At 41.2% G+C, this 13,163-nt stretch carries 5 protein-coding genes; all 5 read left to right on the forward strand.

The window, feature by feature from the left end:
- Positions 1–374: 374 nt before the first annotated feature.
- The 5 genes from AACZ88_RS19930 (at position 375) to AACZ88_RS19950 (ending at position 12,867) form a co-directional block, all read left to right on the forward strand.
- On the forward strand, positions 375–2,681 hold the full coding sequence (locus AACZ88_RS19930) for a PSD1 and planctomycete cytochrome C domain-containing protein (RefSeq protein ID WP_339714296.1): 2,307 nt from the start codon (positions 375–377) through the stop codon (positions 2,679–2,681).
- A gap of 250 nt (positions 2,682–2,931) precedes the next feature.
- Positions 2,932–6,849, forward strand: a complete 3,918-nt coding sequence (locus tag AACZ88_RS19935) for a two-component regulator propeller domain-containing protein (RefSeq protein WP_339714299.1) — start codon at positions 2,932–2,934, stop codon at positions 6,847–6,849.
- Between the two features lie 120 nt (positions 6,850–6,969).
- A complete protein-coding gene (locus AACZ88_RS19940; RefSeq protein ID WP_339714302.1) occupies positions 6,970–9,273 on the forward strand; it encodes a PSD1 and planctomycete cytochrome C domain-containing protein in 2,304 nt (767 codons plus the stop codon).
- Between the two features lie 24 nt (positions 9,274–9,297).
- Positions 9,298–10,752 carry a DUF1501 domain-containing protein gene (locus tag AACZ88_RS19945; protein WP_339714305.1) on the forward strand — a complete coding sequence of 485 codons (1,455 nt, stop codon included), beginning with the start codon at positions 9,298–9,300 and terminating at the stop codon, positions 10,750–10,752.
- A 3-nt stretch (positions 10,753–10,755) separates the two neighbouring features.
- A complete protein-coding gene (locus AACZ88_RS19950; RefSeq protein ID WP_339714308.1) occupies positions 10,756–12,867 on the forward strand; it encodes a c-type cytochrome domain-containing protein in 2,112 nt (703 codons plus the stop codon).
- The last annotated feature ends 296 nt before the right edge of the window (positions 12,868–13,163 follow it).

A 13,163-nucleotide genomic window follows, 5' to 3' on the forward strand; every position in this document is an offset into this window, starting at 1 on the left:
CTATCGATATTTTTTGCTTGAAATTATTCAAAAACGACCTTGTCAAAAATATGAAAGCGTGGAACCTGATGCGCTAAGCAACAAGTCGTTTTTATCTAAATTAGTAATGGTAATGCTCTTGTTGATAGAAGGCAAAATAAGCATTAAATAAATACCCTTTAAAGAGTAAGGCAATGATAATCGTTATTTCGGTTGTATATTTAAAAAGGAATATGGGAACCTGCCTTTTTTTCATCAGTCCAAAAGGAAGAAATAGGGCTCCTGTCACCTTAAAAATGCACCTTTTTGCTTAATTAGTCTACATTGGCTAGGGAGCAACAGGGTATATTTGAGTTTCTTGTCTCCATTCAATTGAATTGATTAGAGTTATGCGTATGAAAAAAAAGGTACTGCATCTCGTTCTGCTGTTCACTGTCTGCCTATCGTGCAAACAAGGAGGTGAATATGGGGCTGTCCCCTTGAGAAAGATCCCCGATGTGGTCGATTTTAATTTTGATGTCCGCCCGATACTATCCGATAAATGTTTTGCCTGTCACGGGCCGGATGTCAACAAAAGGGCCGAAGACCTTCGATTGGATACCCCCGAAGGGGCCTATAAGGCTCTGAAAGATACGGAGAACGAATTCGCTATCGTTCCCAAAAGTCTGGAAAAGTCGGTGCTCTATCAAAAAATAACGGCAAAGGACAGTTCCGAATTGATGCCCCCTTTGGATTCCAATTTGAAATTATCCCCCTACGAAATCCAAATTTTAAAGAAGTGGATCGAACAAGGGGCGACCTACAAGCCACATTGGGCCTTTACGGCGGTCTATAAACCTGAACTGCCCGCGTTGGAAAATACCGATTGGGCGAACAACGAAATCGACTATTTTATACTGCGAAAATTGAAAGGCGTCGGTTTGGCCCCCAACCAAACGGCGGACAGGGAACGTTTGTTGAAAAGGGTTTCCTTGGATATTACCGGGCTACCCCCGACACCCGAAATACAAAAGCGGTTCTCCCAGGATAAGAGGGCCGATGCCTATGAAAAAAATGTCGATGAACTATTGGCGAGCCAACAGTACGGAGAAAAAATGGCAGCCCCTTGGTTGGATGTCGCACGATATGCCGATTCCCACGGGTTTCAAAATGATCAGTTACGAACGATGTGGCCCTGGCGCGATTGGGTGATACATGCGTTCAACGAGAATTACAGCTATGAAAAATTCGTGACCTACCAATTGGCGGGTGATCTGGTGCCGCAGAAGAATTTGGAAACGATCTTGGCCACGGGGTTCAACAGGAACCATAAAATAAACCAGGAAGAGGGCATAATCGAAGAGGAGTTCAGAATTGAAGATGTAACCGATAGAACCAATACGTTCGGCAAGGCTTTTTTGGGACTGACCTTGGAATGCGCCAAATGTCACGACCACAAATATGACCCCATTTCACAAAAGGATTATTTCAGCACCTTTGCTTTTTTTGATAAGGTACCCGATAGAATAAAGAACATGGGTACATTATTAGCGGAAGCTCCTTTCATTACGATTACCGATGAGGTGGTCGAAAAAGAACTTCCCTTTATCAATAAAAAAGAAGAGGAGGACATCGAAGTCATGGTAATAGAGGCAAAACCTGATATCAGAACTACACAAATACTAAATCGGGGCGTATATGACGATTTGGGTGAAGAAGTAACGGCCCGTACACCAAAGTCAGTTCTAGAATTTGATACAATTACTTACCCGCCCGACCGTTTGGGGCTCTCCAAATGGTTGTTCGATGCCAAGAACCCTTTGACGAGTAGGGTATTTGTTAATCGAATGTGGCAAGAGATCTTTGGGGCGGGCATCGTAAGGTCGTCGGGCGATTTTGGCATGCAGGGCGATCTGCCCACCCATGTGAATTTGTTGAACTGGCTGTCGGCGGACTTTATGGAGAACGGTTGGGACATAAAACGATTGGTCAAGAAAATTGTCATGTCGGCCACCTACAGGCAATCATCGGTCGTCAGCAAGAAGAAACTGGCCGTGGACCCCGACAACAAATATTTGTCGAGAATGTCGCGCTTGCGTTTTAACGCCGAAATGGTGCGCGACCATGCCCTGGCCACCAGCGGTTTGCTGAACCCTGAAATCGGTGGGCGAAGTGTACGGGTTTACCAGCCCGACGGACTGTGGGAGGCCGCCACCTCGGGTAGAGGGGTTTTGGCCAATTATGTACAAGATCACGGTAAAGACCTGTACCGAAGGGGCATCTATATTTTTATAAAGCGCACCGCCCTACCTCCGGTACAGCTGACTTTCGATGCCGCTACCCGTGACCAGTGCGAAGTACAACGGCAATCGACAATGACCCCGTTGCAAGCGTTGATAACCCTTAACGACCCTACTATTTTAGAATCGGCACGGGTGTTTTCCGAAAAATTGATGCAAGAGGAAAGTCCGGTTGCCGCTAAGATCGAAAAGGCATTCGCCACCATAGTATGCAGAACCATCAAACCCGAAGAACGGGGGATGTTGCTGGGCTATTATGGGGAGCAAGAAGCCGCCTTTCGGAAAGATACGGAACAAGCTGCGGAGTTTATCGATGTGGGCGAGTTTCCGGCAACCGCCGATAGGGATGTCGTAAAAGTGGCCGCATTGATGCAAATTATTCACACGATATATAACTTGGAGGAAACCATAGTTAAAAGTTAATGGGTCTCTTAAATCACAAGACTTATATCAATAAAAACCTTAAACTTAAGCTGACTTCTTTTTACCCTTGTTTATATGTTTAGCACATAAAGAATCGAGACCATTGAGTAAATATATGTTATTGACCTTGTCTGCCACACACCAATGTCTAAATCTAATTTAGGTGCTATATTTATAGTTTAAAATAAAAGCTTGAAATCTTGTAAAAGGTTGTAGATGGATCTTTTCAAGACGACTTTAATCCTAGTACATGTTCATCAGACTACTATTTTATTTGTTATGCGGTCTATTCCAATGCTTAGGTTGTGTAGCTGTAGGTATTGCCCAAGAACCTTCCACCGATTTTGAAATAACACATTTTAAATTGCCGGTAGAAACTACGACTTCTGATATTTTGGAAGACAAGTACGGTTTTGTATGGATTGCTTCTACCAATGGTCTATGGAGATATGACGGGGGCAATTTTAAAAACTATATTAAAGATGAAAATGAAGAGACGAGCATTACCGACAACCACATTTCCTGTTTGTATGAAGATAAATCCGGGGAGTTATGGGTGGGTACTTACGGTGGCGGATTATTAAAATATGACCGGGAGTACGACCGATTTCAAAGATTTATTCATGATGATGGCGACCCGACTAGTTTGAGTTTTAATGAAGTCAGGGTTATTTTCGAAACGAGCAATAACAATTTTTACATTGGCACTGATGGGGGCGGGCTCAATAAGATGGATAGAAGTACCGGCATTTTTGAAACATTTGAGCATGTGGTGGCTGATCCACTTAGTATCAGTCATAATAATGTGCTTGCCATAGAAGAGGGTAAGGATGGTAAACTATTCGTAGGTACTTGGATCGGACTCAATATTTTTGATTCGAAGACCGGTAAATTCAAAAGACTTTCACAAGCGTCGACCGGTGCGGCACACTATTATCCCAATTTAGAGTACTATGATGATTTGCTCGTGTCCAACACAAAACTCTATTCCTTGGATGAGTCAAATCAGTTTCATGACATCAGGTTCGAATTTGAAAGGGCAAGCCACATAAAAACAGATTATGAGGGCAACTGCTGGCTCGTTGAAAAAGACCGGATCGCCATAATAAACTCAGATTTAAATATAGAACACCTGATTGCCTTAGGCCCAAAATTCAATGATGATGAATTTAATTTAAACCGCATCTTCCACAATAAAAAGACCAATGATTCTTGGGTTCTGGATCAGACAGGAAATTTTTTCCAAATAAAAGAGTCCCCCATCATTTTTAAACATTTTCTTGAACCAGAGCATGATTCGAAAATTTTTAAGACAGATTTGAACTATTGGGTTTTTGCCCAAGGCATTATAAAAATTTACAGCAAGACAGACAAAGAGTTGTTGGCCACACTCAGTGGTTTTGAGGGGCGTACCCATATGACCTCATACCATAGGCAATATGTTTGGGTAGTCGATGACAATCACATCTACCAATTTTCGGCATCGGGCAAACAATTACAAAAACTGGTTCGTAAAAACGGACAGACCTTCGATGTTTTGGAAACCTCTGATGGGCAGATCTGGACCGGGGAAGTATTGGGAGCCAGAATATATAATCCTGATACCAAAGAGACCACCTATTTTGATTGTGACCCCAATGCGCCCCGAGGTATAGGTTATTTTCATAGGGGGAATATAATTTTTGAGGATGTGAAAAAACAAATCTGGATCGGCACCGATGGTGATGGCCTAAAAAAATACCTGCCCGATACACAAGAATTTGTACACTATCGCCATGAAATCGGCAATACGGAAACGGTAAACAACAATTTTATAAATACAATTTTTGAAGATAGCGACCACACACTTTGGGTGGGTACTAATTCGGGCTTGTGCAGTTACAATGAAAAGACCAACACCTTTAAACAATATGGCCATAATGTTTTAAGGGATAAGATCATAAAAGCGATTCAACAAGATGACGATGGTAATTTATGGATAGGCACTTCCAACGGGCTGATTAAATTTGATCTATCAAATGAGGAGGTTAGAATCTTAAATGAACAAGATGGCCTGTTATCCCATAAAATTGGGCTTTCGAGTACGGTGTTGGATTATGGTCATTTGGTTTTTTCTACTACCAAAGGCTTAATGGCTTTTGACCCGCGAAGTGTAGAACCCAATATGAAAGCGCCGACTGTTTACATTTCCAAACTATGGGTCGATAATGAAATCGTGCAACCGAACAGCACTTACATTCAGCGGAGTATTGAGGTTGAAGATCAACTTAATTTAGAATATACCGATAGAAAAATTGAATTGGAATTTCAAGCCATTCAATATGTAAATACCCAGCGATGCCAGTATGCCTATAAATTAGAGGGTTTTGATACATCATGGGCCATTGCCAATGGTACCAAAGCTACTTATACCAACTTACCTTCGGGAGAGTATTCCTTTTTATTAAAGGCTAGCAATGAAGATGGTGTCTGGAACGAAGCGATTACTCGGTTGAAAGTAGTAGTGAGACCTCCTTTTTGGGAATTATTGTGGGTTCAATTGCTACTTGCGTGCATTTTAATAGTACTGTTGTGGGTTATTGTACGGGGCGTAATTAGGCGGGAGCGAATTAAAAGCAAGTTTGAATTGGAAAAACAACGGGTATACCAGTTTGAAGAATTGGCACAAATGAAATTACGTTTCTTTACCAACATCTCGCACGAACTGCGAACCCCTTTGACCTTGATTACATCTCCCCTCGATAAATTTTCCCGGCAGGGTGCCAGACCCGATGCGAAGGTTTTGCGAATGATGCACAGGAACAGCAATCGATTGTTAGAATTGGTGAATCAAATTTTAGACTTTAGAAAGCTCGAAAACAATCAAAAATTAAAGCTAAAACAGCAGAACGACTTATCCGTTTGTGCTAATATTCATGCCGCATATTCCTATTGGTCGAAAGAGAAGGGAATCAAATTTCGCTGTTCACTGCCTACTGTCGATTATGGGGGTTATTTTGATGCCGATATTCTTGAAAAAATAGTCGCAAATTTAATTTCCAATGCGTTTAAATTTACCCCTGCGAACGGTAGAATTGAATTAAAAGCAAGTTATTCGAATATTGTAATAGATGCACAAAATAAGATTTCAAGTGGTGCTTTAACGATTGAGGTTATTGATAATGGGACGGGTATTCCAAAAAAATATCAAGAAAAGGTCTTTGAAAGGTTCTATCAATTAGACGAAACCCCCAATAAGGGGTATAGCAGCGGTATCGGTTTATCGCTAATATCCGAATTGGTAAAGCTTCACCGAGGAAACATCAAATTAGAAAGCGAAGAAGAAAAAGGTTCGCATTTTACTATTAGCATGCCGATAGGATATGATGATTATGGGGCATCAGTGGCCCTTGTTCCAACGATACCCAATATTGAAAAAGGAAGCGCAGTGGTGCTTATTATTGAGGATAACGAGGATATTCGTTCATATTTGTGTTCAGAGTTGGAAGAAGATTACCACGTTTTACAAGCCGAAAATGGAAAGGAAGGTTTTAATATGGCACTTGAAAGTATTCCTGATATTGTTATCAGTGATATTATGATGCCGAAATCTGACGGTATACAGGTGGCCAATCAGCTAAAGACAAATGAACTGACAGCACATATTCCTTTAATCTTTCTCACGGCAAAAACAGGTCTGGAAAATAGGTTAAAAGGTTTGGAAACAGGTGCTGAAGATTATATCCAAAAACCTTTCAATAGTTCTGAAATAAAACTCAAGATCCAAAATCGATTGGAAAGTAGAAGACGTCTGGTCGAAAGGTCCCAAAAAGAAGTTTTGGTTTCAGAATCGACTACCCCAATGGATAAATACTTGGTTAAGGTCAATGGTGTAATAGATCAACAAATGAATAATGCCGATTTTTCAATTGACCTTTTATGTGAAGAATTAGCCATTGGGCGATCGCAACTTTATAGAAAAATTCAGGCGCTTACAGGTAAAACCATCATCGAATATATCAATACCCATAAATTAGCAATGGCGATGCGGTTATTGAAAGAAGGTGAATTAAGTATAAAGGAAATAGCTTTTGAAGTAGGATACAACGACAATCGTTATTTCAGTCGCATATTTAAAAAGGAATATGGGCACCCGCCTTCTTTTTATCAATCTAAAAGGCAAAAATAGGAGTCCTGCTACTTAAAAAATGCACCTTTTTGCACAATTTGTCTACATGGGCTAATGGGCAACAGGGTATATTTGGGCATCTTGTTTTTAGACTATTGAATTAATAAGTGCATCATCTGTATGAAAAAAAAAGTACTGCATCTCGTTCTGCTGTTCACTGTCTTGATCTCTTGTAAACAAAATGGTGAATACGCTTCGATTCCAGTGAAAAAAATTCCGGATGTGGTCGATTATAATTTTGATGTCCGCCCCATACTATCCGATAAATGTTTTGCCTGTCACGGGCCGGATGTCAACAAAAGGGCCGAAGACCTTCGATTGGATACCCCCGAAGGGGCCTATAAGGCTCTGAAAGATACGGAGAACGAATTCGCTATCGTTCCCAAAAGTCTGGAAAAGTCGGTGCTCTATCAAAAAATAACGGCAAAGGACAGTTCCGAATTGATGCCCCCGTTGGATTCCAATTTGAAATTATCCTCCTATGAAATCCAAATTTTAAAGAAGTGGATTGAACAAGGGGCGACCTACAAGCCTCATTGGGCTTTTGTTGCCGTAGATAAACCTGAGCTGCCCAAGTTGAAAAGTTCAGATTGGGCAAGCAATGAAATCGATCACTTTATATTGCGAAAACTGGAAGATGTCGAATTGCCCCCCAATCCGATGGCTGACAAAGAACGGCTGTTGAAAAGGGTTTCTTTGGATATAACGGGGCTTCCCCCGACACCGGAAATGCAGAAAAAGTTTTTGAACAATAATGCGACAGATGCCTATGAAAAAATTGTCGATGAGCTATTGGCCAGCGAGCAATATGGTGAAAAGATGGCAAGCCATTGGTTAGACGTGGCGCGTTATGCCGATTCCCACGGGTTTCAAAATGATCAGTTACGAACGATGTGGCCCTGGCGCGATTGGGTGATACATGCGTTCAACGAGAATTACAGCTATGAAAAATTCGTAACCTACCAATTAGCGGGCGATTTGGTTCCACAAAAAAACCTGGAAACAATTTTGGCAACAGGCTTCAATAGAAACCATAAAATAAATCAGGAAGCGGGCATTATCGAAGAAGAATTCAGGGTCGAAAATGTGACCGATAGAACCAATACCTTCGGAAAAGCCTTTTTAGGATTGACCTTGGAATGCGCCAAATGTCATGATCATAAATATGACCCTATTTCCCAAAAGGACTATTTCAGCACCTTTGCGTTTTTTGATAGAATGCCACCTAGGCAAAACAAAGGCGAAATATTGGCTGAGGCACCTTTGATAACAATTACCGATGAGGTGGTCGAGAATGAACTTCCTTTTATAAATAAAAAGGAAGTTGAAGATGTAGATGTCATGGTAATTGAAGAAAAGCCCGATGTTAGAACCACACACGTGCTTAATCGCGGTGTATATGATGATGTAGGTGAAGAAGTAACGGCCCAAACACCGAAATCGGTTTTGGCATTTGATGAGAATATGTATGAGCGAAACCGTTTGGGGCTCTCCAAATGGTTGTTCGATACTAAAAATCCATTGACAAGTCGAGTATTTGTTAATCGAATGTGGCAAGAAATTTTTGGGGCAGGCATTGTGAGATCGTCTGGTGATTTTGGAATGCAGGGCGACTTGCCCACACATGTGAACTTATTAAATTGGTTGTCGGCTGACTTTATGGAGAATGGTTGGGACATGAAACGATTGATCAAAAAAATTGTTATGTCGGCGACGTACAGGCAATCATCGGTTGTAAGCGAAGCGAAACTGGCCCTGGATCCTGACAATAAATACTTGTCAAGAATGCCGCGATTGCGTTTTAATGCGGAAATGGTACGTGATCATGCCTTGGCAACCAGTGGATTGTTAAACCCGGAAATTGGCGGACGAAGTGTACGGGTTTACCAGCCCGACGGATTGTGGGAAGCTGCCAGCTCTGGAAGAGGGGTTTTGGCCAATTATGTACAAGATCATGGCAAAGACCTGTACCGAAGAGGGATCTATATTTTTATAAAGCGTACAACTTTACCTCCGGTACAATTGACCTTTGATGCCGCCACACGTGACCAGTGTGAAGTACAACGGCAATCCACAATGACGCCGTTACAGGCTTTGATAACGCTTAACGACCCTACTATTTTAGAGTCGGCGCGGGTGTTTTCCGAAAATTTAATGCAGGAAGAAAGTACGGTGGCCACAAAAATCGAAAAGGCATTTGGTACCATCGTATGTCGAACCATCAAGCCCGAAGAACGGGAAGTGTTGTTGGGTTACTATGGGGAGCAAGAAGCAGCCTTTCGAAAAGATGCGGAACAAGCTGCGGAATTTATCGATGTGGGCGAGTTTCCGGCAACCGCCAATAGGGATGTCGTAAAAGTGGCCGCTTTGATGCAGATTATTCACACGATATATAACTTGGAGGAAACTATAGTTAAAAGTTGACCAGGTTATTAAATAACAAAACTTATGGAAAAAGAAGTTTTTGAACATCATTTAAACGCTAACCGCAGGCATTTTTTGGGTAAAATGGCATTGGGTGTCGGAGGTGTCGCCTTGGGGTCATTGTTGATGCCAGATCTTTTATCCGGAAAAAGAGTAGCAGAAGATCAATTGCCTTTGGGTTTAAAACATTTTGCTGCCAAAGCCAAGCGAATTATTCTATTGGTTCAAAATGGAGCACCTTCCCAACTGGAAAGCTTTGACTATAAACCCAAGCTAAATGATATGTTCGGGCAAGATTTGCCCCCTTCGGTAAGAGGTGATCAAAAGTTGACGGGCATGACTGCTGGGCAAAAATCATTTCCTCTGGTTGGATCAAAGTTCGGCTTTAAACAATACGGTAAATCAGGAACTTGGGTAAGTGAGCTGTTTCCGAACATTGCCAAAATCACCGATGATATTTGTGTTATAAAAAGTATGCATACCGATGCGATCAACCACGATCCCGCACTTACGTTCATGCAAACGGGCGCACAGGTTGGAAACCGCCCCAGTATTGGGTCTTGGTTTAGTTATGGGTTGGGTAGTGAAAATAAAAATCTACCGGCGTATTGCGTTTTGCTTTCAAAAGGAAAAGGCAACGGACAAGGCGTATATTCTAAACTATGGTCGAACGGCTTTTTAGACAGTTCGCATCAAGGGGTGCAATTAAGTGCCAGTGAAGACCCGATTTTGTACTTGAACAATCCTGATGGAATGGATAGAAAAACACGCCGAACTATGTTGGATCATTTGGCTTCTTTAAACCAATTGGGGTACGATGAGTTCGGTGATCCTGAAATTCCTGCAAAAATAAAACAGTACGAAATGGCATTTCGAATGCAGACCGCTGTTCCTGAAATTACAGATGTATCTAAAGAGCCGGATCATATCAAGAAAATGTATGGTCCAGATTGCATGGTTCCAGGTACCTATGCCGCCAACTGTTTGCTGGCTAGAAAAATGTCTGAGTCGGGCGTTCGTTTTGTACAATTGTACCATCAAGGTTGGGACCAGCACTCGAATTTAGTAGGAGAAATGAAAGGTCAGGCAAAAGATGTAGACATGGCTTCCGCGGCATTGATTACCGATTTAAAGCAACGGGGGTTATTAGATGAGACACTGGTTATTTGGAGTGGGGAGTTTGGAAGAACAAATTACTGTCAAGGAAAGTTGACCAAAGAAAATTATGGGCGGGACCATCACCCAAGATGCTTTAGTATTTTTGTTGCCGGAGGCGGAGTGAAATCGGGAATTTCTTATGGTCAGACCGACGAATTGGGGTATAATATTATTGAAAGTCCGGTGCATATTCACGATTTGCATGCGACCATTATGCACTTGATGGGCTTAGACCATGAAAAATTGACCTATAAACATTTGGGTAGAAGGTTTCGGTTGACCGATGTTCATGGTCATGTAGTAAAAGATCTTTTGGCATAAAATATGAAAAGACCGATTCCTGTTTTTTTAAACCTACTGTTTTTTCTACATATTTTCTTGGCCTTTTTAGTGGTTTTTGAAAGTTATTTGGAAATCCCTTTTTGGCTTCAACCGGTGGGACGAATGCATCCATTGTTGCTACATTTTCCGGTAGCCTTTATTGCACTTCTGGTATTGTTAAACCTGTTCAAAAAACAAATAGAACCAACTTCCTTTGAAAAAATAAACTACTTTCTATTGCTATTGACCTCACTTACAACGGTGCTGGCAACGATTATGGGGCTGTTGCTATCCTTGGAAGGGTATGAGTCAGAGCTTATGTCATTACATAAATGGATTGGAATAGCGATTAGTTTTATCATATATACATTGGTGTTGGTATATCAATCTAAGAAAGTGTATCAGATATTACTGTATACTGGTTTTATTGGCGTTATTTTTGGAGGACATTTCGGAGCAGGACTTACGCACGGGAGCCATTTTTTGATGGAGCCGATAACCGCCGCTACCAAAAAACAAGTAGACGAAAACACACCTGTTTATACTGCCTACGTTCAACCTATTTTAGAGGCAAAGTGTACCAGTTGCCATAATCCGCAAAAGCACAAAGGAGATTTAGACTTGACAAGTATTGAAACGATTGCAAAGGGAGGTGAAAATGGCGAGGTTTGGTTGGCACACAATCCTAAGGAAAGTCTGTTGTTACAACGTATAGCATTGCCTCTCGAAGATGAAGAGCATATGCCACCAGAAGGAAAGACACAGTTGACCGAACAGGAAATTGAATTGTTAGATAGCTGGATTGGACACGGAGCAGATACTAAAATTTCGTATGCGTTACTAAAGCAAGAAGATAGTTTGAAACAACTGCTTACCGAAAAATGGCTTAAAGATGATAGTGGAAAAGAAACATATACATTTGATTTTGCACGAGCCGCGCTTATAGAAGAGCTAAATAATCCTTACCGTACCGTGGTTCAAAAATCTCCAAGTTCACCGGCCATTGAGGTAGCAATATATGGCAGAAGTGCCTATAAAACGGAATTCTTGACCGATTTGGTTAAAATCAAGGAACAAGTGGTGTATTTGAATCTAGCCAATTTGCCTATTGACAATAAAGCCTTGGAATTCATAGGGGAGCTTAAGAATTTGGAGCACTTGGTATTGAACTTTACCGAAATAGGCAATGATGCTTTGGCCGCTCTTGTGGCCAATACCAAGTTGCAATCACTTTCTTTGGCGGGCACCACAATCGATATTGCTGCTTTAAGGTACTTTAAGAATATGAAAAGCCTAAAGGAGTTGTTTGTATGGAATACCGAAGTGACCAACGACGATATAGCAGCACTGAACAAGGCTTTGCCGAGGGTTGCGATAAATGAAGGGTATATACCAAATCCTGAGGAAAAATTGAGTTTAACACCACCAACTTTAGTAGGTGAGAAGAATATCATCAGTTCAGGTGACCGTATTTTGCTGGGCCATAAAATGAATGGTGTGCTCATTCGATATACTGTAGATGGAACCGATCCGACACAAGAATCTTCACTTTACGAGTCAGGGATTGTATTGGACTTGGAAGGAAAAAGAGCCAAAACAATTAAGGCAATCGCCTATAAAGACGAGTGGTCGCCAAGTGAGGTGTCTTCGTTTGTGTTTTATGACAAAGGACTTGTGCCAGATGCCCTTGAAGTAGTTCATCCCGGAATTCTAAGTTCCTATACGGGTGAGGCTGCAAAAATATTGAGTGATGATGTTAAAAACAATGCCAATACGTATTATTACTCGAAATTTTGGGCATCCTTCAACATTAAACCATTAATAGCTATTGCTGACTTTAGCGCTTCGAACGAAAAAATTAAAGAGGTTGTCTTGAGTTGTGGTATTCGGGGAAATCAAAAGAAGTCTCCATTAGATTTTGTGGCAGTTTGGGGTTCCGATGATAAAGAGAATTGGAAATTGTTAAAAAGGACAAATTTTTCGAATGAGAAAGATTTGGACAAAATTCGTGAGGTCTCCTTGAAATTTCCGGAAGTTTCGTATAAGTATTTCAAAATCATGGGGCAACCCAAGAAAGACAATACAATTCGCTCCAATCAATTGTTTTTCTTTTAATACATAATTAAGCGTAAAGCTTCATAGGTATTATGTAGCTTGTGATTGTGGCAAGCAACCCGCATTTTTCAAATAAAATCTGATACTCGATAGCTTTAATGTAAAGCCTTTTCGGAATTTCATGCGGTCAACTACGGCCAGCGTCACACAGTATGCTGGAGGTTGTGGGACAAGGTTATACAAAAAAACCTATGTTTATCAGTCAAATGAACGATGCTGCGACTGTGCAGCGCACCTGCCAAAAGGTTTGGATATCATTTTACCATTCGGGGGCTTTTGAAAATTTTAGTCAGGAA

Source organism: uncultured Kriegella sp. (assembly GCF_963975415.1).
Taxonomy (GTDB): domain Bacteria; phylum Bacteroidota; class Bacteroidia; order Flavobacteriales; family Flavobacteriaceae; genus Kriegella.